At 62.2% G+C, this 24509-nt stretch carries 18 protein-coding genes; 11 read left to right on the forward strand and 7 right to left on the reverse strand.

From position 1 onward, the window contains the following. Positions 1-2: 2 nt before the first annotated feature. Genes AC3ANQ_RS07190 through AC3ANQ_RS07205 form a run of 4 tightly spaced genes read right to left on the reverse strand, consistent with a single transcriptional unit; the run spans position 3 to position 4241 of the window. Positions 3-1058 (reverse strand): AAA family ATPase, encoded by a 1056-nt coding sequence (locus tag AC3ANQ_RS07190; RefSeq protein ID WP_488304449.1) that lies wholly within the window; start codon positions 1056-1058, stop codon positions 3-5. After that, positions 1055-2296 (reverse strand): DUF4350 domain-containing protein, encoded by a 1242-nt coding sequence (locus tag AC3ANQ_RS07195; RefSeq protein WP_488304450.1) that lies wholly within the window; start codon positions 2294-2296, stop codon positions 1055-1057. Before AC3ANQ_RS07195 ends, AC3ANQ_RS07190 begins: the two co-directional genes overlap by 4 nt. Continuing rightward, positions 2293-2979: a DUF4129 domain-containing protein gene (locus tag AC3ANQ_RS07200; RefSeq protein ID WP_488304451.1), complete on the reverse strand. Its 687-nt coding sequence runs from the start codon at positions 2977-2979 to the stop codon at positions 2293-2295. Before AC3ANQ_RS07200 ends, AC3ANQ_RS07195 begins: the two co-directional genes overlap by 4 nt. Further along, a complete protein-coding gene (locus tag AC3ANQ_RS07205; RefSeq protein ID WP_488304452.1) occupies positions 2976-4241 on the reverse strand; it encodes a DUF7847 domain-containing protein in 1266 nt (421 codons plus the stop codon). Before AC3ANQ_RS07205 ends, AC3ANQ_RS07200 begins: the two co-directional genes overlap by 4 nt. 178 nt (positions 4242-4419) lie before the next feature. On the opposite strand from AC3ANQ_RS07205, the gene mtrA reads away from it, so the two are divergent. From mtrA to secA, 7 genes are all read left to right on the forward strand, one after another. Continuing rightward, a complete protein-coding gene (mtrA, locus tag AC3ANQ_RS07210; RefSeq protein WP_488304453.1) occupies positions 4420-5094 on the forward strand; it encodes an MtrAB system response regulator MtrA in 675 nt (224 codons plus the stop codon). A 118-nt stretch (positions 5095-5212) separates the two neighbouring features. Beyond that, positions 5213-7039, forward strand: a complete 1827-nt coding sequence (gene mtrB / locus AC3ANQ_RS07215; RefSeq protein WP_488305277.1) for an MtrAB system histidine kinase MtrB — start codon at positions 5213-5215, stop codon at positions 7037-7039. Further along, positions 7036-8772: an LpqB family beta-propeller domain-containing protein gene (locus tag AC3ANQ_RS07220; RefSeq protein ID WP_488304454.1), complete on the forward strand. Its 1737-nt coding sequence runs from the start codon at positions 7036-7038 to the stop codon at positions 8770-8772. Before mtrB ends, AC3ANQ_RS07220 begins: the two co-directional genes overlap by 4 nt. 206 nt (positions 8773-8978) lie before the next feature. Further along, a complete protein-coding gene (locus AC3ANQ_RS07225) occupies positions 8979-9857 on the forward strand; it encodes a ComF family protein (protein WP_488304455.1) in 879 nt (292 codons plus the stop codon). A gap of 205 nt (positions 9858-10062) precedes the next feature. Beyond that, positions 10063-10788, forward strand: coding sequence for a ribosome hibernation-promoting factor, HPF/YfiA family (gene hpf, locus AC3ANQ_RS07230; protein WP_488304456.1), 726 nt, complete (start codon positions 10063-10065; stop codon positions 10786-10788). A 32-nt stretch (positions 10789-10820) separates the two neighbouring features. After that, positions 10821-12062 (forward strand): winged helix-turn-helix domain-containing protein, encoded by a 1242-nt coding sequence (locus AC3ANQ_RS07235; protein ID WP_488304457.1) that lies wholly within the window; start codon positions 10821-10823, stop codon positions 12060-12062. A 133-nt stretch (positions 12063-12195) separates the two neighbouring features. Continuing rightward, complete coding sequence (gene secA, locus AC3ANQ_RS07240) at positions 12196-14940, forward strand: preprotein translocase subunit SecA (RefSeq protein ID WP_488304458.1); 2745 nt, start codon at positions 12196-12198, stop codon at positions 14938-14940. A 132-nt stretch (positions 14941-15072) separates the two neighbouring features. On the opposite strand, the gene AC3ANQ_RS07245 is transcribed toward secA, so the two are convergent. Both AC3ANQ_RS07245 and AC3ANQ_RS07250 read right to left on the reverse strand, forming a co-directional pair. Then, the gene (locus AC3ANQ_RS07245; protein WP_488304459.1) at positions 15073-15588 is read right to left on the reverse strand and encodes an Rv3235 family protein; all 516 of its coding nucleotides are present in this window, start codon (positions 15586-15588) and stop codon (positions 15073-15075) included. 72 nt (positions 15589-15660) lie between these two features. After that, a complete protein-coding gene (locus AC3ANQ_RS07250) occupies positions 15661-16437 on the reverse strand; it encodes a LysM peptidoglycan-binding domain-containing protein (protein WP_488304460.1) in 777 nt (258 codons plus the stop codon). A 157-nt stretch (positions 16438-16594) separates the two neighbouring features. On the opposite strand from AC3ANQ_RS07250, the gene AC3ANQ_RS07255 reads away from it, so the two are divergent. Next, positions 16595-17167, forward strand: a complete 573-nt coding sequence (locus AC3ANQ_RS07255; protein ID WP_488304461.1) for a hypothetical protein — start codon at positions 16595-16597, stop codon at positions 17165-17167. An 85-nt stretch (positions 17168-17252) separates the two neighbouring features. Here the strand turns inward: AC3ANQ_RS07255 and AC3ANQ_RS07260 are convergent, their stop codons facing one another. Continuing rightward, positions 17253-17468 carry a helix-turn-helix domain-containing protein gene (locus tag AC3ANQ_RS07260; protein ID WP_268021148.1) on the reverse strand — a complete coding sequence of 72 codons (216 nt, stop codon included), beginning with the start codon at positions 17466-17468 and terminating at the stop codon, positions 17253-17255. Positions 17469-17619: 151 nt separating this feature from the next. Here AC3ANQ_RS07260 and AC3ANQ_RS07265 point away from each other — a divergent pair, with 151 nt between their 5' ends. Genes AC3ANQ_RS07265 through AC3ANQ_RS07275 form a run of 3 tightly spaced genes read left to right on the forward strand, consistent with a single transcriptional unit; the run spans position 17620 to position 24485 of the window. Beyond that, positions 17620-18264 (forward strand): CpaB family protein, encoded by a 645-nt coding sequence (locus AC3ANQ_RS07265; protein ID WP_488304462.1) that lies wholly within the window; start codon positions 17620-17622, stop codon positions 18262-18264. Further along, complete coding sequence (locus AC3ANQ_RS07270) at positions 18261-19574, forward strand: CpaE/TadZ family protein (RefSeq protein ID WP_488304463.1); 1314 nt, start codon at positions 18261-18263, stop codon at positions 19572-19574. The genes AC3ANQ_RS07265 and AC3ANQ_RS07270 overlap by 4 nt, the downstream gene beginning before the upstream one ends. Before the next feature lie 57 nt (positions 19575-19631). Then, positions 19632-24485 (forward strand): NAD-glutamate dehydrogenase, encoded by a 4854-nt coding sequence (locus tag AC3ANQ_RS07275; RefSeq protein WP_488304464.1) that lies wholly within the window; start codon positions 19632-19634, stop codon positions 24483-24485. Positions 24486-24509: the final 24 nt, after the last annotated feature.

The following is a 24509-nucleotide window of genomic DNA, read 5'->3' on the forward strand; positions in this document are numbered from 1 at the left end:
CATCAGCGCGGAACGGGGACAGAAGCAAGGATGCTGCCCAGGACATCATCCACGTGGACGCCGTCCATCTGCGCTTCAGGGCGAAGCCCGACGCGGTGCCGCAGACATGGCAGGGACAGTGCCTTGACGTCGTCGGGGGTGACGAAGTTACGTCCGGACAACCATGCCCAGGCACGCGAGGTGTTCAGCAATGCAGTGGCGCCACGAGGGGAAACTCCCAACTGGAACGACGGAGCGGCGCGTGTCGCCCGGACGACGTCCACAATGTAGCCGAGTATCTCGGGGGCCACCGTCACCCCGGCCACGGCATCGCGGGCGTTTTGGAGTTCGACGGCGCCCGCTACCGGCCTGACTCCGGCTGCCAGCAGGTTGCGCGGATCAAAACCTTCCGAGTGCCTTCGGATCACTTCGATTTCCTCGGCGCGTCCCGGTAAGGGCATGGAGAGCTTGAGGAGGAAACGGTCCAACTGGGCTTCCGGCAGGGGATAGGTGCCCTCGTATTCCACGGGGTTCTGCGTGGCGGCAACAATGAACGGCGATGGCAAGGGACGGGAAAGTCCGTCCACGGATACCTGGCGTTCCTCCATGGCCTCCAGCAGCGAGGCCTGGGTCTTGGGAGGCGTTCGGTTGATTTCGTCTGCCAGCATGATGTTGGTGAAGACGGGTCCTTCGCGGAAGGTGAATTCCGAGGTGTGCGAATCGTAGACGAGGGAGCCGGTGACATCGCCGGGCATGAGGTCCGGCGTGAACTGGACGCGTTTCGTATCCAAACTGAGCGCGGTGGACAAGGCACGCACGAGCAGGGTCTTGGCAACCCCGGGCACGCCTTCCAGCAGGACGTGACCGCCGCAGAGCAACGCGATGAGCATGCCTGTCACCGTTGCATCCTGCCCGACGACGGCCTTGCCTACTTCGTGACGGACGTCCAGCAGGGCTTTGCGGGCGGGATCGGACTCCGCAGAGTGCAGGACCGGCTGCTGCGCAGGCGGTCCCTGTGATGCCGGCCCTCCTGAGTAGCCGTAGTTCCCGTCGGTGAAGCTGTTTGCTTGATTGCTCATTGGGCTGTCGCCTCCTGCTCGAGTTTTTCGATGCTTTGTGCCCATCGGACCAGTTCGGATTCGGTGCCGGGCTGGTGGTCCAGCAGCATCCGGAGCTCCTGTGCCGGCCGGTCCACCTTTCGGCCCACCGCGTCAATGACGGCAGCTGCGCCCACCTCGGGGCCCAGCCGGAAGTGCCTGGCAAGCCTGGTCAGGGCGCCGGCCCGTAGATTGTCGGCCGCCCGGCCGACCGCCCGCGAGTCCTGGTACAACCGGGCGCGGCCTTCGGCCGTTTCTGCGGCCTTGACCACTACCGGCAACGGTTCGAACACGAGCGGACCGAGCCGCCGGCCGCGCCACAGCACGGCGAGCAGGGCGACGACCATCAGCCACAGGCCCAGGAAGCCCACCCACGGTGGCGCCAATTCATTGAGCGTAGCCGGCCTGCCGGCGGTGGGTACGTCTCCAAGTCCGGGGAGATACCAGACGAGATCCGGGGCAGGTCCAAGGGTACGGAAGGTCAATGCGGCATTGCCTTCTTCCTGCAGCAGATCGTTGCTGATCATGGCCGCGCTACCGAGAACCACCAGCCGTCCGTCCGCGCTGGCGGCGTACATCCCGCCGTCGCCGCTGCCTGGGCTGTAGCACATCGCGTCGGCTCCCTTGTAAAGGAACCCGTTCTTGCCGGAGACACGGCCTGCGACGAGTGGATCCGCTTGGCGACATCCCGCGTCCAACGTTGCCGTGCCGCTAGGAACCACGCCGGCGTGACGGATCCCGCTGCCCAGCCCGGTCAGGGTCCGGGGACCGGGAGACACCACCACCACGCGACCGGCTGATTTCAGCAGCATATGCAATTGGGCAGAGTCGAGATACCCGTTGCGGTCGTACAGCAGGACGGTGGCGCCGGGTTTGTGTGCCAGGAACGAGGCTGTGGAGGCGAAGGAATTGGATTCCGTGACCGTTACTCCGTGCTGTCGGAGGACTTCGGCCGCTGCCATGGCCCCGTCCGGGGCCGGATTGCGGGCAGACAGGGGTGCCTTGTCCGTGTTGGCGGAATTTTGGGCCACGGTGAGGATGCCAAGCACCGCGACGATCGCTCCGATGATGATCCAGGCGATGTGGCGTCTCGACCAGTCAAGCAGCCGGGAGGTCCACCGGAGTTTCTGGGCGTCCTGGGCCCCCTCCTGACCGCGTGTTCCGTCTGGCGCTCGGTCAGGGGTACCAGGTTCCTTGGCCTTGCCGGGAGCTGAAGTCATCGCGGCACCGCCAAACCGTTGCCTGCCGGACCGGCGAAATCAGGTTTCGTCGCCGACAATTCTGTGTCCAGTGCCAGGACGGCGGCGTGATCGGAAGGGGTGGCCGCTGCCTTGCCGTATTTCACCCCGTCGAAGAGCCTGGCCGCGTGCTCAAGCCGCGAACCGGCGGTCGCGAACGCGCGCCCTAATTGGATAGCCGCCTCGTCCGCGGTTCGGCCGGCTTGGGTATCAATGATTGCGCGGTCCTCAGCTGAGCGAACCACCGCGCGGAACTGCTCGACAATGGCCGTCTGCCAGTCTCCACGGCCTGCTGCGGCAGACGCCCGCACGCGGAAAGCCTCGGCATTCACCGACGACGCGTCGTCGAAAACCTCCGCAGATTCCTTCCGGCGGGCGTTGAGCCGTGGCCTGACCACGATCACGGCAACCACGATGAGGACTACCGCCAACAGTCCAATCAGGAGCATGCCGATGTTCGGCCCGCTGATGGAACCGCCGTTCAGGGAACGGAGCCATTCGACGAACTGGTTCCACATCTCATCGATCCAGCTGGGCTTGGCCGACGTGTATCGCGGCTTGGAGAGTTCCTCAACCGCCCATCGTTGGGCCTCCTCGCGGTCCGGGTCAACGGGGGGTTCGGAGGCAACGAAAAGAAAGGCAAAAGGCGCGGATGCCGGGATCATCCTGTTGGCGAACCTTGGCCGGTCATTGGCGGCCATGATTGAGTGCCGGTGTGACGGGCCATGCTGCGGCCGGGAACGCCGTCGGGATCTTCTCCGGTCTCCAAAAGCCGCAGGAGCTCCACATCCAGGCCGTCACGTCGCATCCGCAAGTCCATGTAGATCAGCGCGGATACGGAAGTTTGGAACGCGAAGCCAACCGCACCTACGAGGGCCGCGATGACCAGCGAAATCACCAGCAAGACCACTGTGGTGGTGGTCACCTGTTCGGCCCCGGCATGAGGAGAAAAGACGGCCGTCATTCCGCCGGACGCCAAGCTCAGGGGAATCTGGATGACTTGCGCGATGACGCCCACCATGAAGGCCACTAGAAGGGTGATGCCGAAGATCCGCCACCAATTCCTGGCGGTGAGGTTCCAGGAGCGCCGAAGACCGGCGAAGACGCCGAGTTCTTCTACGGTGATGGCGGCCGGGGCGACCAACAGCTTGGTGTAGACCCAGAAATATACGACGACCGCGCCGAGCCCCAAAGGAAGAACCAAAAGCAACCCGACCGGTCCCAGGCCAGTCAAGATGAGGGCGGCCAACACGATGATGACCACGAAGAACAGCAATGAGCCGGCAAGCATGAGGAAGCCCAACCCCACAAGGGACCAGATACGTGAGCGGGCCAGGGTCCACATTTGCTTGAACCCGGTTCGGCGGTTCAACGCCGACCTCGCGACGGGGATTGCCATGACGCCTTGGAGGATGGCGGAAAGCACCATTGCGAGCAATGAAATACCCAAAGCCCCGGCAGCAACGCCGAGGGCCGGGCCGAGGTATTGCATCGCTTCGGACTGGGTGGTGAAACCGTCCACAGGAGGTTGGGCTATGCCGAGCATGCCCAGCGCGGCAACTCCGCTCAATGCACCGGTGATGGCCTTAACAATGAGTGCCGAGCCGAACATGGTCTTGGCGTTCCGCCGGATGGTCTGGAAGGCGCCGTCCATGATCTCGCCGAACATCAGTGGCCGGAGGGGCACGATCCCCGGTTTCGGGGGAGCGACATAGCGGGGCTGGCCAGAGGGCGGCGGACCGCCGGCGGGCCAGCGCGGATCAACCGGCGCGCCCCACGATTGCCCCGGATACTGTGGCGCACCCCATTGTGGCTGGGCACCCCATTGCGGCTGGGCACCGGGCCCTGGTGCACCCCATTGCGGCTGGGCGCCCCACGGCGACTGCGGTCCCTGTTCGGGCCGTTCGCCCGGATCTGGCTGTGACACGTTTTCCTCCCCAAAAGATGCGGCCCGCAGCAGTGCACGGACCCGGAAAGGGACCGTTCGCTCCAGCCTATAGTTCCGCCGTCGTGCCTCATAGCCCAATCCGCCCGCCTTTTGCAGCGCGCCATGCCGTGATCCGGCTCAACACGACAAAGGCTGGGCGATAAGGGAATATATAACTATGAAGGCACGCATCCTGGTAGTAGACGACGACGAAGCGCTGGCTGAAATGATCGGCATCGTGCTGCGGAACGACGGCTTCGACCCGGTGTTTTGCGCGGACGGAGGGCAAGCGATTGAAGTTTTCCGTTCTTCAAAGCCTGATTTGGTATTGCTTGACCTGATGCTGCCCGGTTCGGATGGCATCGAAGTGTGCCGGCAGATTCGTGGGGAGTCCGACGTTCCCATTGTCATGCTCACCGCTAAATCAGATACGTCCGATGTTGTCCGTGGCCTTGAATCGGGGGCCGATGACTACGTGCCAAAGCCCTTCAAACCGGCCGAACTCGTGGCACGGGTCCGCGCCCGGCTGCGCCCGGGAGACCAGAAAGCTCCGGAGACCCTGCGGATTGCCGATGTCACCATCGACGTCGCGGGCCACTTGGTGACGCGCGGTGGGGAGCGGATTTCGCTGACACCCTTGGAATTCGACCTGTTGGTTGCCCTGGCGCGCAAGCCCTGGCAGGTCTTCACCCGCGAACTGCTCCTTGAGCAGGTGTGGGGCTACCGCCACGCTGCCGACACCCGCCTGGTCAACGTCCATGTCCAGCGGCTGCGGTCCAAGATCGAACGTGATCCGGAAGCCCCCGAAGTTGTATTGACGGTTCGTGGTGTCGGATATAAAGCAGGCTCCTGAGTCTTCCTCCGGTGAGCCCGGCACTGACCAAGAAGCCGCATCGGCAGGGGTCAAACACCCCGTTGCAGGACATCCTGTCCCGGAACACACCGACGCCCGGGCACTAAACCTCCCTTGGATCCTGGAGCGTACTCGCATCTGGACCCGCCGCGCCCTGATTCTGGCACTACGCGTGTCTCGGCTTGTGGTGACCGGACTTCACCACATTCGTCCGGGAATCCGGTATTTGTGGCGTGCCCTGCTGCGCCGTTGGCGCCGCTCGCTTGAATTCAGGACCGTTGCCGTGACGATTGTGTTGTCGGTCGTTTCATTTGCGGTGGTCGGGGCGTACCTTTCTAACCAAATAGCGAACAACCTGTTCCAGGAGCGTCTGAAGCAAGCCGAATCTGAGAGCCGCTACTACGTCAAGCAGGTCCAGGACACCTTCGACGGTTCACAGGCCAACGATCAATCAAGCGTCATCACGCTCGTCTACGACACCCTCAAAGCAGTCGAGGGCAACGGCTCGGTCATCCAGCGGCGATATGTCTTCGAAGCCATGCCCGAACAAACCAAGCCGCGCAACCGCTGGGTGGAATCGCGGGCGTCGGATCAATTGACCGTGCGCGTCATCCCCCCTGCGCTCCGCAAATCGGTCCAGGAATCGGGCAAGGACCAGTACTGGGCTTCCACAGAGTTCCCGGTCGGCAACCAAGACCACCCTGGCATCGCCGTCGGAAACAAAGTCACCTTCAACGGCACCGTCTACGAGCTCTATCTCCTCTACGACTTGGATACCGCACAACAAACGCTGGACGAGATCCAGAATGTCCTGTGGGCGGGTGGGGCTGCGCTCATCCTGATGATCGGCGGCATTGCCTGGTACGTGACCAGGAACGTGGTGAGCCCGGTGAGCCACGCCGCCGTCGTCTCCGAGAAGCTGGCCGCCGGCCAGTTGCAGGAGCGCATGGTGGTCAAGGGCGAAGATGAGGTGGCGAGGCTGGGTGCCTCCTTCAACCACATGGCCGCGAGCCTGCAGGAACAAATTACGCAGTTGGCCACCCTGTCCCAGATGCAGCAACGATTCGTTTCCGATGTGTCGCATGAATTGCGGACCCCTCTCACGACGGTCCGGATGGCAGCAGAGGTGCTGTTCGACGCGCGGGATGACTTCGACCCCATCAACAAGCGCTCAGCCGAACTCCTTTACAACCAAGTGGAACGCTTCCAATCCTTGCTCTCTGACCTGCTGGAGATTTCGCGCTTCGACGCCGGTGCTGCTGTCCTGGACTCCGAGCCCACGGACATACTCCAGGTGGTATCCCATGTCATCGACAGTGCCTCACCGGTCGCCGCGGAGTACGGCTCCGAAGTGCGTCTCAACTCCCGCCACAAACGCATCATCGTGGACATGGATTCCCGCCGGATCGATCGCATCCTCCGGAACCTGCTCCTCAACGCGGTTGAACATGGCGAGGGGAAACCCGTCCATATCTCTGTCGCAGCCAACCACGATGCGGTCGCTGTCTCAGTTCGTGACTTCGGCATAGGGATGAGCCCGGCCGAGGCCGCGCGGGTGTTCGATCGCTTCTGGCGTGCCGATCCCGCCCGTGCCCGGACAACCGGTGGCAGCGGCCTTGGACTTTCCATCGCAGCGGAGGACACCAAGCTCCACAACGGTTGGCTTCAGGCTTGGGGCCGCAAAGGATCCGGGTCCAACTTCCGCTTGACCTTGCCCCTCAAGAAGGGAGGCGCCATTGTGAAATCCCCGTTGCAGCTTGAACCGGCGGATATCCACTTGCCCGGCGCCGCCCCCGAGCGCCAAATGCTCGTCTTGGGTACGGGCGAAGCGCCCCCGGAGCAGGGTTCCACTAGCCCGACGCCGAATGGTCCTTCGGCGATGCCCCCGGCGGTTCTCCCGGCTGGCAAGGACGATGTCGACAAAACGGGGGGAACCGCACCATGAGTTTCCGACGCTCATTCTTGCCCCGACGCCGGTATCTGCTGAGGGCCACAATCGCCATTCTTGCAATCCTCGTTGTAGTCCTCAGTTCCTGCGCGCAAATCCCAAGGTCCGGGCCCGTGGGAAAGAGCAAGGACGAAAGCGCGGGCAACCCGAACGCTCCCGTCTTCTTCCCGCCGCCGCCACACCCCGGAGCCAGCCCGGCGTCAATCATTGAAGACTTCTACGGCGCCGGCAGCGGGTACGAAGGCGACTATGCGGTGGCCCGCCAATACCTTACGCAGTCGCTGTCCGTCAGCTGGAAGTCCGACAAACGCACGCTCGTTTTCCGCAAGGCAACCGTCGTCAAAACGGGTGTGGAAAATGAGTTCAAGTACCAGCTCGACCTCGCTTACGCGGTCGATGCCGACGGCGTTGCCACGCAGTTTCCAGACGGAACCACCGAGACAATTCCGGTGACTTTGGAACAGGTCGACGGCGAGTGGCGGATCTCGGCCGTTCCGGACGGTACTGCGATCCCCGAAGAGACCTTCAAAGTCATCTATGCGGCCCAGCCCATCTATTTCTACGACCCTTCGTTTACGTACGCGGTTCCGGATATCCGCTGGTTCATCAAGAAGAACACCGTCAAGGCGATGACCAGCGCCTTGCTTGCCGGGCCGGCGCCATACCTGCGGGGCGCCGTCGTCAGCGCTTTCCCATCGGGCATGAAGCTGGCCAGGGAATCGGTGCCCGTTGTTTCGGGAGCAGCCCAGGTTGATCTGTCAGCGAAGGAGCTCGTCGACGCCTCCGCCGAGGATAGGCAGCGCATGCAGAATCAGCTGGCGCTGACGTTCCGCAGCCAGCCAGATGTGGTGAACGTGCAGCTCCGGGCTGACCAGGATCTTGTCCGGGTGGAAGACAATGGCTCGGTCCTGCCGCCGGTGCTGGAGAAGAATGCACCTGCCCGCCAGATCGCAGTCAGCAACAATGAACTGGTGCGCTACGAGAACAACAGAATCTCGACTCTCGCGGACATGCAGCCGGTGGCCGGACTGGACCCGAGGGCTCCCGCCGAGTCCCCGACATCCCAGGCAGTGGCCTTCCTCAACGAGGCTGGAACCGTCCTCTATTCGATCATTCCGGGCCAGCCCGCCCGTCAGTTGACAACCAGGAGCACCCTGAGCCATCCTTCCTTCAGTCCGCAGGATTGGGTCTGGACGGCAGGGCCGGGAGCCAGCGGCGCCACTGAGGTTGTGGCATTCAAACCATCCAACGTTGCACAGGGCCAGCCTGTCCCCACGGTGACCATGACGCCTGCATGGCTGGTCGGACGCGTGGTGAGGGATTTCCGCATATCCCGCGAAGGAACGCGCGCACTGGTCATCTCCGAAATGAATGGCAAGTCATCCGTGCAAGTGGCCGGCGTTGTCCGCAATCCCGACGGCACCCCCAAAGATCTGACCGCCCCGATTACCTTGATTTCTTCAGCCCCTGCCGATCAAGGGGTTTGGGTCAATTCCACGACGGTTGCCGTGATGAAGGCCTCCTCCAGTCAAAACGTTGTTCCCGAGCTGCTGTCCCTGACATCCAGCCAGCCGCAGCTGTTGCCGGCTTGGCCGAGCCTGACCACCATCAGTGCCGGCAACGGGCCCGACCAGATATTTGGACAGTCGGCCGCCGGAGTGTTCCAGCGGGTGGGCAATGGCTGGGAACTGCAACTCAAGGGTCCGGTGGACCCGGCCTTCCCGGGCTAGTCGTCACTATCGTCAACTTCTCCATGCAGCCTGGTGTCCACATAGCCTGGTTCTCCACATGAGCACGTTCGGTGCTGTTGCCGGTGGGCGAGAAGTCAGATGCTTGGGGAATGGGGAATGACAACAGGCCCTGCCGCGGGCGTGACCCCGATCTTGTGCTCCGGGGCCACACCGCGCGTCATCGGGGATTTCATCATGCCCGTTTGATGCGGCTCGCACAGGCCCTGGACGACGCCGTCACCGAGTTGCTGGCAGTTCTGGCTCCCGTGGAGTGTGTGTGCTGTGGTGCCGAGGACTCGGCTCTTTGCGGTGCTTGTGCGAGGCAGTTGCGTCTTTTGTGCAAGCGCCCTTTCCGCGCTGAAGGGCAGGCGCCGGCCTTGCTAACGGTGGATGGCGCCGTGCTCCTGCCTGTTGTCGCGGCGGGCCACTATCGGGACGAACTTGCGCAGGCCCTGCTTTCTTTCAAGCATCTGGGCCAGGGACAGCTGGCTTCAACACTCGCCCCTGCTTTGGGGAAGGCCATCCGGGCCGCCGCTGGATACCGGGGGGATATCTGTGTGGTTCCTGTTCCCAGCAGCAATGCGGCTTTCCGGCGCCGCGGATTCAGTCCCGTCCATCTCCTACTCGGTCATTTGCGGCGCCGGGGTGCCTTGTCAGGCCTGGAGGTGAAGGACGCGTTGAAGAAGGTGAGCCCCGGGATAGCAGTGCAGACGCTCGTCACTGCAATGCCGGCCTGGTTCCAAGGTGTTGCGGACAGCATTGTGGGAAATGCCTGGCGTTGGGCCGAGGCTTTCCATCCAGCGGGTGCCGCACAAAGGGCCGGCGTTGCGTTGCGGCGGCCAGGAAGCGGACAAAAGGGCCTGGGCCGTGGAGACCGTGCGCGCCGTGTCCGCGGCTCCATGACCGTCCGGTTGTTCCGGGAACGGGCGTTGGAGGGCCGGGCATGCATCATCGTCGACGACGTCCTCACCACAGGTGCCACCCTTGCTGAAGCGGCCCGGGCAGTGACGGCCGCGGGCGGCACGGTGTGTGGCGCGGTTGTCCTTGCGGCTACTCGACCACCGGCCGGAAACGAGCTCCCCTAGATGTGCCCGGGCGGCAGTGCACATCGACTCAAACAAAAAATAAGTGACGAAAGGGTGAATTACCCGTGGCGATGAACTAACGTCGGTTATGGGTACCAAGAACAGATGTACCTGTCGATAGCGGCTCGGAAAGGGGCTCGACTGTCCGTCAGATCAGCCCCAAGAAGCGCCCTTATCGTGTCACCTGAGTTGTTTGGAGGGCACCATGGAGTTCATGATCAGCGGCCGTAATCTGACCGTTTCGGATCGCTTCCGCGAGTATGCAGGCGAGAAGATTTCAAAGATTGAATCGCTTGGGGACAAGGTCCAGAGGGTTGACGCGAAGGTTTCAAAGGAAACCAACCCGCGCCAGACACCGGGCCAGCTCACGGTGGAAGTGACAGTTCTGGGCCGGGGACCTGTGATCCGGGCCGAAGCGAGCGCCGCTGACAAGTTTGCCGCCTTCGATCTCGCCTATAGCAAGCTTCTGGAAAGACTCCGCCGGGCCAAGGACCGCAAGAAGGTCCACCATGGCCGCCACACGCCCAAAGCCGTCCGTGAGGCCACCGCGGCGCTCGAGCCCGCTAGTGCGAGCGAACCCATTTACGTAGAGGCCAGCAACCACCAGGAGCCAGCGACGCCACCGGTGGAGACTTCGCCTTACGACGTCGACAACGACATTCCGGCCGGCGATTCTCCGGTCCTGATTCGTCGCAAGGTCTTTCCCGCCGCTTCGCTCACCCTTGATGACGCGGTGGACAACATGGAATTGGTTGGCCACAATTTCTACCTGTTCGTGGACAAGGAAACCAACACCCCGTCGGTTGTCTATCGTCGCCGTGGCTGGACATATGGAGTAATCACCCTCGACTCCACGTGCGAACCCGGAGACGAAGCCGTGGAGGAAAAGATCCACGCTTACCGCTCGAATGACCAAGCTGCCACAGCCTAGGCAACATTCGTATCTCCCATGAAAGGACTGGCATGGCCGCTTCGCTGAGCCTGTTGCAGGCACGGCGGATTGCATTGGCAGCCCAAGGACTGGACAAGGAACGGCCCACCGGCCCCGTGACTTCACGGACGGTGGGCCGCACTTTTGCCCGGCTCCAGGTGGTGCAGATCGACTCTGTCAATGTCCTTTCGCGCAGCCAATACCTTCCATTTTTCTCCAGACTCGGCAACTATGACCGAAGTATCCTTCATGCGATGGCCGGGCGAAGTCCGCGGCGCATGATGGAGTACTGGGCGCACGAGGCCAGTTTCATCCGCCCGGAGCACTTTCAGGACCTGCTGCTTTGGCAAAACCGTTCCTGGGTCGGCGCGGCCCACCTGAAGAGCGGAATCCGCGAGGACATGGCTGGCCGTATCCTCGACACGCTCGCAAGCGGGCGCCCCATGACTGCCGCGCAATTGACCGCGCACTTGGGGCACGAGGAAGAACGGCAGCACGACAACTGGGGTTGGAATTGGAACCTGGTCAAACGGGTTTTGGAGCACTTGTTTGAGGAGGGACTCGTCACGGCTGCGTCGAGGACGGAGCAGTTCGAGCGCCGGTACACCCTGACGTCGAGGGTTCTGCCACCGGGATTGCTCGCAGTCAACGGCCGCTTGGGAAATTTCCGGGACGGGGATGCCGATTTGGCGGCGGCGGCCATGGACCGGCTGATCGACGCCGCAGCCCGGGCCCATGGCATCGGAACAATCCGTTGCTTCGCCGATTACTTCAGGACGCCGGTGAAGGCTGCTGCAGCATCGCTCAGCAGGCTCGTTGCCGCCGGGCGCCTGGAGCCGGTCACGGTGCGTGGCTGGGACCGGCCGGTGTATCGGCACATGGAAGCCCGACTTCCGCGCACTGCTACCGCCCGGGCGCTGCTCAGCCCCTTTGACTCCCTGGTTTTTGAGCGCAGGAGGCTTGAGGAGCTGTTTGGATTCCATTACCGGATCGAAATCTACACGCCCGCGGAGAAGCGCAAGTTCGGCTACTACGTCCTGCCGTTCCTCCTCCACGATGCTTTAGTCGCCCGGGTTGACCTCAAAGCCGACCGCTCAGCCAAGCAGCTTCTGGTGCGCGCCGCATACGGTGAACCGGACGCTCCGGCGGACACCGCCGTCGAGCTCTTCGCGGAGCTACGGCTCATGGCCGATTGGCTCGGGCTCGACGACGTCGTCGTGTCACCGAGCGGCGATCTCTCCTCGGCGCTGGCCTCGGTAGCTGCCCGAAACTGAATTCTGCCGACGTCCCCAACCGCGGACGACGCCAGGCTCTCCGCTCTCAGGGAAACGAGGCCACGTGGTCATGGTCTCTCCCGTAGACTGAAACCGCCAGAATTCGGCAGCTTGAGACTGGGAGCAACTTTACGTGGCATCACTTATCGAAAAACTTCTCCGCACGGGTGACAAAAAAACCCTGAGGCAACTGCGGACCTATGCCGACTCCATCAACGCCCTCGAAGACTCTTTCAAGACTTTCTCTGACGCCGAATTGCGCGAAGAGACCGATAGGCTCCGTGCCCGTCACGAGGACGGCGAGCAGCTCGACGAGCTCTTGCCGGAGGCGTTCGCGGCTGTGCGTGAAGCCTCTTCCCGCACGCTTGGGATGCGCCACTTCGATGTCCAGCTCATGGGTGGGGCCGCCCTTCACCTTGGCAATATCGCCGAGATGAAGACCGGTGAAGGCAAGACCCTCGTGGCCACTGCTCCCGCCTACCTCAATGCCCTCACAGGCAACGGTGTACACGTCGTCACAGTCAACGACTACCTCGCCGAATACCAGTCCGAGCTCATGGGCAGGGTCTACCGTTTCCTGGGTCTCAGCAGCGGGTGCATCCTGTCCAACCAGGATCCATCAGTGCGCCGGCAGATGTACGCGGCGGACATCACGTATGGCACCAACAACGAATTCGGTTTCGACTACCTGCGCGACAACATGGCGTGGGACAAGTCCGAGCTCGTACAGCGCGGCCACAACTTCGCGATTGTCGACGAAGTGGACTCCATCCTCATCGACGAGGCCCGAACGCCGCTCATCATTTCCGGACCTGCCCAAGGCGACACCAACCGCTGGTATAGCGAATTCGCCAAGGTCGTGATGCGCCTCCAGCCCGAAACCGACTACGAAGTCGACGAAAAGAAGCGCACCGTCGGTGTCAACGAAGCCGGCATCGAGAAGGTCGAGGACTACCTCGGCATCCAGAACCTCTACGAATCCGCCAATACTCCGCTCATTGGCTTCCTGAACAACGCCATCAAGGCCAAGGAGCTCTTCAAGCGGGACAAGGACTACGTCATCCTGGACGGCGAAGTCCTCATCGTTGATGAGCACACCGGCCGCATCCTTGCCGGACGGCGTTACAACGAAGGCATGCACCAGGCGATCGAGGCCAAGGAAAACGTCGAGATCAAGGCTGAGAACCAGACCCTCGCCACGGTGACGCTGCAGAACTACTTCCGCATGTACTCCAAGCTCTCGGGCATGACCGGTACCGCTGAGACCGAAGCCGCCGAGTTCATGAGCACGTACAAGCTCGGAGTGGTGCCCATTCCCACTAACCGGGATATGCAGCGCATCGACCAGCCGGACCTCGTGTACAAGAATGAAATCGTGAAGTTCGAAGCCGTTGTCAAGGACATCGCGGATCGCCACGAAAAGGGCCAGCCCGTCCTCGTTGGTACCACCAGCGTGGAGAAGAGCGAATACCTCGCCAAACTGTTGGCCAAGGAAGGCATCCGCCACGAAGTCCTGAACGCGAAGAACCACGCGCGTGAAGCCGCCATCGTCGCTCAGGCGGGACGCAAGGGCGCAGTCACGGTCGCTACAAACATGGCCGGCCGCGGCACTGACATCATGTTGGGCGGCAACGCCGAGTTCACGGCCATCGCCGATCTGGCAAAGCGCAGCTTGGACCCCGAGGAGAACTCCGAGGAATACGAGGCCGCGTGGCCTGAGGCGTTTGAAGCCGCAAAGCAGGCAGTCAAGGACGAGCATGAGGAAGTGCTTGAACTTGGCGGGCTCTACGTATTGGGAACGGAACGCCACGAATCCCGTCGAATCGACAACCAGCTCCGCGGACGCTCGGGCCGCCAAGGTGACCCGGGCGAGTCCCGTTTCTACCTCTCGCTGACTGACGACCTCATGAGGCTCTTTAACTCCGGTGCCGCCGAGCGCCTCATGAACAGCTCCGTGCCGGACGATGTCGCCCTCGAATCCAAGCTTGTGTCCCGTGCAATCGCTTCGGCCCAGGGCCAGGTTGAAGGGCGAAACGCCGAGCAGCGCAAGAACGTCCTCAAGTACGACGACGTCCTGAACCGCCAGCGTGAAGCCATTTATGGCGACCGGCGGAGGATCCTCGAGGGAGACGACCTGCACGAAAAGGTCCAGTTCTTCCTGGAAGACACCATCAATGCCCTGATCGATGCCGCAACTGCGGAGGGGACCGGCGACGATTGGGACTTCCACCAGCTGTGGACCAACCTCAAGACGCTGTACCCGGTGACGGTCACGTCCCAGGACATCATTGACGAAGCCGGTGGAAAGTCCCGTGTTTCCGTGGAATTCCTCAAGAACGAGATCCTTTCGGACGCCCAGCTCGTCTACAAGGATCGGGAGGAAGCCATCGGTTCGGGGAACATGCGTGAGCTGGAACGCAGGGTTGTCCTTTCGGTCCTCGGACGCAAGTGGCAGGAACATCTCTACGAGATGGACTACCTCAAGGAGGGCATTGGCCTCCGTGCAATGGCCCAAAGGGACCCCTTGGTCGAGTACCAGCGCGAAGGGTTCATGATGTTCCAGAGCATGATGGAGGCCATCCGCGAGGAGAGCGTCGGCTTCCTCTACAACCTGGAAGTCGAAGTCACGCCCGCCGAAGACGTGGTGGTCGTGGACGGCAGCGCCGAAGGCGTTCACGTGGAACATCACGATCCGCAAATCCACGCGGCCGGCCTCGAAGCTCCGGAGAAGCCTGTTCAACTGCAGTACACGGCGCCCGGAGAAGACGGCGCAAGCCAGACCAGGGTAGAAGGTCGGTCCTCGGGACGCTCAGGCAACCCCGCCAAGGCCGCCGCCGAAGACAAGCAGCGCGGGACCAGCAAGAAGAAGCGTCGCTAACCCGGGCGTTGCAAGACACGCAGAGCTGACAGGCACGTGTGGCTCCCAGGCACACACTGGGAAACGGAGAAGGACCGGAACACCAGTTCCGGTCCTTCTCCGTTTCCCATGCCATTCTCGGCGGACTCCGCCTCAACCAATTTCGAGGGCAGTGACCTTCCACACGCCATTGCCTCCTTCAAGCCTCATGGCTACGGCGCGGGAGCGTAGGTCTTCAGAGACGACCAAGCTGGCCTCGTACACGCCTTCCTTGACGGCGCAGACACGAACCGAGCGGACCACAGGATTGCGGTGAAGCCGTGACCGCCCAGCCTGGGCGCGTGCTGCATGGGCACGCGTCAGCGCGGCCCGGTGCTGGAGCGCGGTGAGGCATCTGGGGTCCAGGGACCGCGAGAGCTGCTGGGCAGGACGGGTGCCGGCAAGGACTTCGACCGCGGCTTGGGCGATGCTGCGGGCCAGCGTGCGCATTTCCCCATCAAGGCTGACCACGTCGGCCACTTTGCAGGTAAAAGACAGCCCCTTGCCGGACGAACTGCCTCCCCGGTCTTTGGCGCGCGATGAGACCGCGAGGGAAGGAGGAACGATTCGTGGCGAAGTCACCTTCCGGGGTGCATCGGGCAGGGCATGGATTACTGATGTTGCGCTCATGGAATTCCTCGGTTGAATCGGTCGGTTGCTAATGGATGGCGGGCCGGCTGCGGAATGTGTGGTCTGGGCGGTTCAGCCACGGGGCGGCGGTTGGAGGATTTGACCCGGGACGAGGAGCCCAGGGTCGTCTCCGATGACGTGTTGGTTTGCGGCGTACCACTTTGGCCAGTGAAGGGCAATGTCGACATCGCTGGCCATCGGGCCAAGCTGCCGCGCGGCAATTGACCACAGTGAATCTCCCCGGCTCACCACTACTGTGCGCTGACCTGGCGAGGCTGGCTTTTCCGCCGTTCGCTGCGGTACGGACCCCAGGAGACCGGGCTCAGTAGCGGGCGCTCGCGGTTGCCAGCGCGGTTCGATCTTCGAAGGATCGGACTCAATCAATGGCTGGGTGGAATGGTGCGTAGAGGGGACTGGTGTTGGTGCCCACTGGACGGAAATGCTGCTGGATGGCATTGTCCCGCCATCCGGGCTCCACGCATGTTCAACGTGTGCGGGGGCGGCATTCGCCAGCGGAATTCCCACGAGGTTTAGGCCGAGAATTGCCACAGCCAGCCTGCGCATGAAGGCGGGGCTGAGCTTTGCGGTGGTGCTGGCGCTGCGGCCCTTGCCCGATTGCTGGAGGACCGCGGCGGCAACGGCCAGAAGAAATGCCGCAATCCACCAAGCGACGATGGCCAGGCCGACGCCTGTTGCCACAAATCCCAGCAGATCTTCAAACATGGGTGTCTGGTGACGCCCTGCTGCAGTGCTCCATCGGTCAGTCAAGTTCAGTCCAGTGGCAGCGAGCGAAAGTCCGAGAATCAGAATGGTCGCTGCCATTGCAGCGTCGTTCCGGATGGTTCTCATGGTGTGTTCCATGGGTTCCCCTTACCCAATTGATGTCATTTGATGCAGTTTAATGAATCTAGAACCATTTTGATCACATAAGGCATCACTTGTCTAGAAGTTGAGTGTCGAGGATGGAAAATTTGACCCGCAGAGGGTGCCCGCTTACGCTGACGCAATGCGTTGGGATGCCCTGTTTGAAGACATGGAGGCGCAACTAGCCTCTGAGCACCTGCTGGGACTTGAGTCCGAGATCTCAGAGCGGGCCCGGGTGGAGATCGCCGGAATCGAGGTCTCTGACAGGTTGCGTGGAGCAATCGGCCGGAAGATTGATGTGAAGCTTCGCTCGGGGACGCTTGTGTCCGCGGCCTTGAGCCATGTCGGGAGCGAGTGGCTGGTCCTGGATGAGGGTCGCCACCAGTGGCTGGTGCCGCTAGCTGCAGTACTGACGTATCAGGGTCTCGGCCGCCAAGCGCGGGCAAGCCAATCGAAGGCGGCGCAACGCCTTGGCTTGGCCAGCGCACTCCGGATGCTGGCCCGGGACAGGTCAGAACTGGCAGTCCATCTGCTCGAGTCGACGTCGGGGGAGAGGGCAATGCACGGCGTCGTTGACCGCGTGGGCAAGGACCACTTTGATCTCGCCATCATGATGCCGGGCGAAGTGCGCCGGTCCGGCAATGTTGTTTCTGTGGCGACAGTTCCGTTCCAGTGCCTAGCTGCACTGCGATCACTGCGGGGCCAAGACCTCTAGCTCGGGCGGCGACTCTCCGGCGCCTTCATCTCTTCGGTGCTTGAGCAGCCTTTGATGCTTGGGAGTTTTGGGTGCTTGCCGGTGGTCAGGAGGACTTGGACTTGGCCTCTTGGATCATCCTGCTGGCCTCGGCATAACGTTCCTCGATGTACTGCTCCAGCATCTTTTCTTCGACGCGCCACTGACCCCTGCCACCCACCTGAATGGCTTTGAGTTCTCCGCTTCGCACCAGGGCGTATGCCTGTGGCGAGTTGATTTGAAGCTGTTCGGCGACATCAGCCAAGGTGAGGAATCGGGGCATGCCTCTATTTTGCCACCGTTGAATCCATTTGCTGAGGTTATCCACAGTTTGACGTGATTTGACGCACTTGACTTTTGGAATCTGCCTGTATGCCGTCAGAATGAGGCCACTGAAGGCTACGGCCGACGAACTACGCAATTTGGGGAGCAAGGTGAGTGCAACTACCGCGGCCGCTGCAGCGCGGCTCAAGAAACCGTCATGGAGGGATCCGCGCCTTTTGGTGGGGATTCTGTTGGTCCTGGCATCGTTGGCCGGAGTCATCGCCCTCGTTGGAACCGCAGACCGCACTATCCAGGTGTATGCGGCGCGCGAGCCGATTGCCGTGGGTCAGAGAGTCAACAAGGACGATCTTGCGGTCGTCAAGGTGCGGCTAGACGATGTCGAGACCAGTTACGTGACTCTGGCGGACGGCCTGCCCGAAGGTAGGGTCGCCGTCCAGAGAATCGCCAAGAATCAACTTGTCCCGCAGGAAAGCCTGGGAGCGGCCGATACGCTAAACCGAAAGCCTGTTGCGATCTCGATTCAGGAGTCCCTGCCTTCCCAGGCTGTGGCTGGATCCCGCGTGGACGTCTGGGTTTCGCTCCCCGACGCTCGTAACGGCTTCGGCACGCCGCAGCTGTTGTTGCCCAGCGCGGAAATCGCCCAGGTTACCGAGGGCGCTTCCACGCTCGGAGCGTCCAAGGAGAAGGTAGTGCTGGTTCTTGTGACCGATGAGCAGATGCCGAAACTTCTTGGCGCACAGGCGAATAAAGCGAAGGTTGCCGTGGTCTGGAACCCGGGCGGTGGCGGCAAATGAATATCCCCGTTGTCACCGTCGGGCAGTCACAGGAAGATTTGGTCGGGGGACTCGAGCGGCTCCATGGGCCGGTAACGGTCGTCCGCCGGTGTGGTGAACTCGCCGAACTGCTAGCCGCGTGCCAAAGCGGTCTCGCGCGTGCAGCGGTCGTAGCCGAAGGTACTGAGGAGCTGACGGCGTCGCTGGTCGACCGACTGGCGGCCGTTGGCGTGTCAATTGTTGCCCTGAGCGACGACTCGGCGGAGGTGGCCCGCCTGCGCAGTCTCGGCGTCGTGACAGCGTCGTTGGAGGTGGATTCGGCGACGCTGGCTTCCAATATCTTCGATTCCGTAGGCCAACTGTCCGGGCAGGGGAGCCGACGCGCAGGTGAGCGGGATTCCGGTTATGCGGACACCGCAGCGGAACTCCGCCCCTCCGATGTTGAGGAAGCAGCGGAACGCGCGCCTGCAGGGGCCGGCCGGATCATCACGGTCTGGGGACCAACTGGAGCGCCGGGCCGAACGCTTGTGGCCGTTAACATCGCCGCAGAACTCGCGGCCCAAGGCAAGCCCGTGATCCTTGTGGATGCGGACAGCTATGGGGCCAGCGTCGCGGCCTCGCTGGGCCTGCTGGACGAATCCGCCGGATTGGCGCAGGCGTGCCGGTTGGCCGACCAGGGGTTTCTGGACGCCGAATCCCTCAAACGGATAGCCGTGCCTGTCTTCACCAGGTCGGGGAGCTTCCGCGTTCTTACCGGCATCACGCGGGCGGACCGGTGGACTGAACTCCGCGCCTCTGCCCTCTCCTCGGTGCTCGAACACGCCAAGGACATTGCCGACATCGTCGTGGTCGATGCAGGATTTTGCCTTGAGGCCGATGAGGAACTCAGCTTCGACAGCATGGCACCCCGGCGCAATGCCGCCACTCTCCGCAGTATCGAACTGGCGGACACCGTTTACGCGGTGGGCGCAGCCGATGCCATCGGGGTTCCACGACTCGTGCGTGGCCTCGCAGAGCTCGAACGTGCAGTCCCGCAGGCGGCTCCCCTCGTGGTTTTGAACAAGGTCCGGGCAGCATCTGCAGGCCGGTCACCTGAACGCGAGCTTCGCGACGCATGGGAGCGGTACGGACCTGGCTCGGGCATCGAGGTGTTCCTTCCATCCGACACGGAAGCCTGCGACGCCGCATTGCTATCCGGTGCCGTGCTCCTCGAAGCAGCGCCCGAATCTGCCTTGCGGCGCGCAATCGCCAGATTGATCTGTGCACCTGGCCAGCAAAACGGCAAATCCTCTGTCATTTATTCCAGAGCAAGGCGACGGCTAAAGCGTTAGGCTCGCCATGTGGGCTGCAAGGACGCAGCAATCAAGATGTGATGGAGGCGTTTGTCGATGTCGTCAGGATCCAGCGTGGAGGATCGTTCCAAACCTGCAGTAGTCCGTGAAGGGTTCTTCGGTGACTACTACGAGCATCTCGCAGAGGAGGATGCCCGCAGATACGCTGCCGAGCAACTGACCTCGAGGGCAGAAGCGCACCGGGAAGTCGGGAAGAGCCGTAAACCGGGCACTGCCAACGTCAAGATCGCCAACGAGGCAGATCGCAGCATTCTGTACATCGTTACCGATGACATGCCTTTTCTCGTGGATTCGGTGAATGCCGAGCTCGTACGCCAGAACTGCGCCATACGGCTCGTCATGCACCCGCTCTTCGTGGTTTCACGTGATCACCTGACGGGCGATATCTCCGCCATCGCTCGGGTGCCTTCCAACATAGGTATCTCGAGCGGTGACACCGCAGCGATGCCGAATGTCGCCCACCTCATCGCGCAAGGCGACAACGTCTCCCATATGGAGTCGTGGATCGCAGTCGAGGTTGACAGGGTGGCGGACGACTTCCAGAAGGAACTCGTAAACGGAATCTACCGCGTCCTCAACGACGTCCGCGCCGCCGTCGAAGACTGGCCCAAGATGCGCACCAAGGCGTTGGAACTGGCGTCATCCCTGGACAGGGTGGCGCACCCTGAAGACATCGCTGAACTCAGGCAAGCACAGGACCTCCTGCGCTGGTTGGACAACGGCAATTTCACGTTCCTGGGTTACCGCGAATATGACCTGATCACCGAGAACGGTGAAGACGTCCTTGAGTTGCGGGAAGCGAGCGGCTTGGGACTCCTGAGGGCAGGGGACCACCCGCACCAAATCCAGCACCTCACCGACGCAGGACGCAGGAAGGCCCGCGAAAAGCGTGCCTTGGTCATTACCAAGGCCAACTCGCGCTCAACTGTGCACCGCCCCGCGTACCTGGATTACATAGGCGTCAAGAGCTTCGATCTTGCAGGCAACGTCAATGGCGAGCGCCGATTCATTGGGCTCTTCGCCACCAGCGCGTACACCGGTTCAGTACGGAACATCCCCATTGTCCGGGAAAAGGTCGACGCCGTGCTCCGCTCGGCCGGTTTCCCGCAGGACTCCCATTCGGGCAAGGACCTCGTGGGTATTCTTGAGACCTACCCCCGTGACGAGCTCTTCCAGATTGAGACCGACGATCTGGCCACGACCGCGTTGGGCATCCAGAGGCTTCAGGAGCGGCGCCGTACGAAGCTCTTCCTGCGCCCCGATATCTACGGACGCTTCATGTCCGCACTGGTCTACCTGCCCCGCGACCGCTACACCACCAACGTCCGGAAGCGTATTGAACAGGAACTCCGCGAGACATTCGAAGCCGAGAGCATCGACTACGAAGCCCGCATCACGGAGTCCGCGCTAGCGAGGGTTTTCTTCCGCATCCGGCTGCCGCGTGAGGCGGAACTTCGCGACGTCGACGCCGGAGAGCTCGAAAAGCGCCTCGTCCGGGCCTCGCGGTCCTGGGCCGAAGGAATTGCGGAGGTGCTCCGTGAGAACAGGAGCGCTTCGGACGCCGAGGCGTTGTCCGCCCTCTGGACGGATGCATTCCCCGCTGGCTACCGCGTCGACTACGAAGTCGAGGACGCCCTTCAAGACATTGAGCGTTTCGAGAGGTACGGCGCCACGACCGATCGCGACGCCGTCGCCGTCCAGGCGGCACCCGGAGTGCATGTCTACCTACCCGATGGTGCCGGTGAGCTTCTTGAAGAGGACGCCCGCGTTAAGCTCTACCTTCTGGAACCCAAGAGCCTGAGCCAGATCCTGCCCTATTTCCACAATCTCGGCCTAGAGGTTCTGGACGAGCGGCCTTTCGAAATCGAGACTTCCGACCACAGGGACTTCTTCCTCTACGACCTAGGCCTGAAGTACCCCGCCGGCGTCGACCCCGTGGCTACCGGCCAGCTGCTGGCGGATTCCTTCAGTGCAGCCGTGACCGGAGCGGTGGAATCCGATAGTTTCGATCGACTGGTGCTCCGCGAGGGGATCCACTGGCGGCAAGTGGTGATGCTCCGCGCTTACGCGAAGTACATGCGCCAGATGGGGAACACAAACTCCTTCGAGTTCATTGCGGACACACTCCTCGCCAACCCCGAGGTTGCACGAGGCCTGATTGATCTCTTCGGAGCCCGCTTTGATCCTGCATCAGCTGACGCCGCGCGTCCGGCCCGCCAGGACACTGCCCGCGCCACACTCGCCGAAGCGATCGACCAAGTCGCCACGCTCGACGCCGACCGCGTCCTGCGGACTTTCGTCAACCTCATCGAGTCGACGCTGCGCACGAACTACTTCCAAGGCAAGTCCTACGTTAGCTTCAAGCTGGATCCGACCAAGATCGATGGTCTGCCCTTCCCGCGGCCAAAGTACGAGATTTGGGTGTACTCGCCCCGCGTTGAAGGCGTGCACCTGCGCTTCGGCAAGGTGGCTCGAGGCGGCTTGCGGTGGTCGGACCGTCGTGAGGACTTCCGGACCGAGATCCTCGGCTTGGTCAAGGCACAGACGGTTAAGAATGCCGTCATCGTGCCCACCGGCGCCAAGGGCGGGTTCTTTGCGAAGCAGCTCCCGGATCCCGCACTTGACCGCGCAGCTTGGATGGCGGAAGGTATCGAGAGCTACAAGACTTTCATTCGCGGCCTGCTCGACCTCACCGACAACCTTGTGACTACCTCCGACGGCGAAAAGATCGTGCCGCCGTCTGACGTAGTCCGTCAGGATGACGACGATTCGTACCTGGTGGTGGCTGCGGACAAGGGCACGGCAACGTTCTCAGACACTGCCAACGGCCTGGCTGCCGAGTACGGATTCTGGCTGGGGGACGCATTCGCTTCCGGCGGCTCCATCGGCTACGACCACAAGGCCATGGGCATCACAGCCCGCGGCGCTTGGGAATCGGTCAAACGCCACTTCAGCGAGCTCGACCTGGACACCCAGACCGAGGAATTTACCGTGGTTGGCGTCGGCGACATGTCCGGTGACGTGTTCGGAAATGGAATGCTTCTCTCCAAGCACATCCGCTTGTTGGCTGCCTTCGACCACCGCCACATCTTCCTGGACCCGACGCCGGACGCTGCTTCCTCCTTCGATGAACGGCAGCGTCTCTTCGATCTCCCGCGCTCCTCCTGGGATGACTATGATCGATCGCTCGTCAGCGCGGGCGGCGGGGTGTTCCCGCGCCAGGCAAAGGTCATCCCGATCTCTCCGGAGGTCCGCAGCGCCCTCGGCCTTCCGGACGGAACCGTCCAGCTGAGCCCCCCGGAACTTCTGCGCGCGATACTCCTCGCCCCGGCAGATCTCCTGTACAACGGTGGGATCGGGACGTACATCAAGGCAAGCACCGAGTCACATGCTGAGGTGGGGGACAAAGCGAACGACGGCATTCGCGTGAACGGGCGCGAGCTGCGTGTCAAGGTTGTTGGCGAAGGCGGCAACCTCGGAATGACGCAACGCGGACGCATCGAAGCAGCACTACAAGGCGTCATCCTCAACACCGATGCCATCGACAACTCTGCGGGCGTGGACTGCTCCGACCATGAGGTCAACATCAAGATCTTCGTTGACCGCATGGTTGCCGCCGGAAAACTTGATGCTTCCGAGCGCACATCCTTCCTCGCCGACATGACCGACGAGGTTGGGCGCCTTGTGCTCGAAGACAACATTGATCAGAACATCCTGTTGCTCAACGACCGCACACGCGTCGCCGAATGGAGCCCGAGCTACGAGCGCCTGATGGACTGGCTCGAGAAGTCTGCTGATCTCAAGCGGGACCTTGAAGCACTGCCGACCACCGACACACTGCGCGAGAGGTTGGAACAGGGCCAAGGCCTGACGTCTCCAGAACTTTCCGTCCTTGCCGCATACGCCAAGATCGAATTGGGATCGGCATTGCGCGACAGCGACCTGGCGGACGATCCCTGGTTCCGTAAGACCATCCGCTCGTACTTCCCGAAGCAGCTCCGGGAACGGTTCGATGCCGAACTGGACACGCATCCCTTGCGTCGTGAGATCGTCGCGACGGTGGTTGCGAACGACATGATCAACCTGGGCGGCATTACCTTCGCTTTCCGCACAATGGAGGAGACCTCGGCCACCGAGGTTGCCGTTGCGAAGGCGTTTGTCGCCCTTCGGGAGATCTACGAACTCGACTCGATGGTCAAGGAACTCAACGCCCTGCCGGCTTCGTTCCCCACGGAACACTGGAGCACTGTGCACCTCGACATCCGGAGGCTTCTGGACCGCGCCGTTCGCTGGTTGCTGAGCCAGGGTAACGCTTCAAAGCCGATCTCGGAGGTCGTTGCTGAGTTCAAGCCGATGATGGATCCCATGAGGGCCCGGGTGCTCGACTACCTGCGCGGCAGCGACAAGGAGCGGGTGACCGGCTGGCTTGAAAAGGCACGTGCATGGGGCTTGCCGGAAATGCTTGCCCATCGCTGGGCTGAGCTTTTCGAGAGCTTCGTGCTCCTGGATGTAGCCAAGATCGCGCAAAGCAGCGAGGCCCGAGTGGAAGATGTCAGCAACGTCTACTACACGGTGTTTGACCGCTTCCATGTTGATTCGCTGCTCGAGCGGATCACCGCACTCCCGCGGGACGACCGGTGGCAGGCGCTTGCGCGTGCAGCCCTGCGAGACGACCTCTATTCGACCGTGGCGGACATGACGATGTCGGTGCTCGAATCGACCGACGTCGGTCTCGACGCCGAAGCCCGTTTGCGGGCTTGGGAGGACCTCAACGCCGAGCAGCTCGGCCGTGCAAAGAGCATGTTTGACGAGGTCAACGCGCTGGAGGCAGACGACATGGCTTCGCTGTCGGTAGCATTGAGGCTCTTGAGGTCAATCGTTCGACGCTAGGAAGAAACCCGGCGTCATATGGAG

It is taken from the genome of Arthrobacter sp. DMZ02-1R (assembly GCF_057747935.1).

Excerpts from the sequence above, each read along its gene's own strand:
- AC3ANQ_RS07245 (WP_488304459.1), bottom strand. The coding sequence starts at position 15,588 with ATGAGCGCAACATCAGTAATCCATGCCCTGCCCGATGCACCCCGGAAG.
- AC3ANQ_RS07195 (WP_488304450.1), bottom strand. The coding sequence starts at position 2,296 with ATGACTTCAGCTCCCGGCAAGGCCAAGGAACCTGGTACCCCTGACCGA.
- AC3ANQ_RS07200 (WP_488304451.1), bottom strand. The coding sequence starts at position 2,979 with ATGATCCCGGCATCCGCGCCTTTTGCCTTTCTTTTCGTTGCCTCCGAA.
- AC3ANQ_RS07275 (WP_488304464.1), top strand. The coding sequence starts at position 19,632 with ATGTCGTCAGGATCCAGCGTGGAGGATCGTTCCAAACCTGCAGTAGTC.
- AC3ANQ_RS07190 (WP_488304449.1), bottom strand. The coding sequence starts at position 1,058 with ATGAGCAATCAAGCAAACAGCTTCACCGACGGGAACTACGGCTACTCA.
- AC3ANQ_RS07270 (WP_488304463.1), top strand. The coding sequence starts at position 18,261 with ATGAATATCCCCGTTGTCACCGTCGGGCAGTCACAGGAAGATTTGGTC.
- AC3ANQ_RS07255 (WP_488304461.1), top strand. The coding sequence starts at position 16,595 with ATGCGTTGGGATGCCCTGTTTGAAGACATGGAGGCGCAACTAGCCTCT.
- AC3ANQ_RS07220 (WP_488304454.1), top strand. The coding sequence starts at position 7,036 with ATGAGTTTCCGACGCTCATTCTTGCCCCGACGCCGGTATCTGCTGAGG.
- AC3ANQ_RS07260 (WP_268021148.1), bottom strand. The coding sequence starts at position 17,468 with ATGCCCCGATTCCTCACCTTGGCTGATGTCGCCGAACAGCTTCAAATC.
- AC3ANQ_RS07235 (WP_488304457.1), top strand. The coding sequence starts at position 10,821 with ATGGCCGCTTCGCTGAGCCTGTTGCAGGCACGGCGGATTGCATTGGCA.
- AC3ANQ_RS07250 (WP_488304460.1), bottom strand. The coding sequence starts at position 16,437 with ATGAGAACCATCCGGAACGACGCTGCAATGGCAGCGACCATTCTGATT.
- hpf (WP_488304456.1), top strand. The coding sequence starts at position 10,063 with ATGGAGTTCATGATCAGCGGCCGTAATCTGACCGTTTCGGATCGCTTC.
- mtrA (WP_488304453.1), top strand. The coding sequence starts at position 4,420 with ATGAAGGCACGCATCCTGGTAGTAGACGACGACGAAGCGCTGGCTGAA.
- AC3ANQ_RS07225 (WP_488304455.1), top strand. The coding sequence starts at position 8,979 with ATGCGGCTCGCACAGGCCCTGGACGACGCCGTCACCGAGTTGCTGGCA.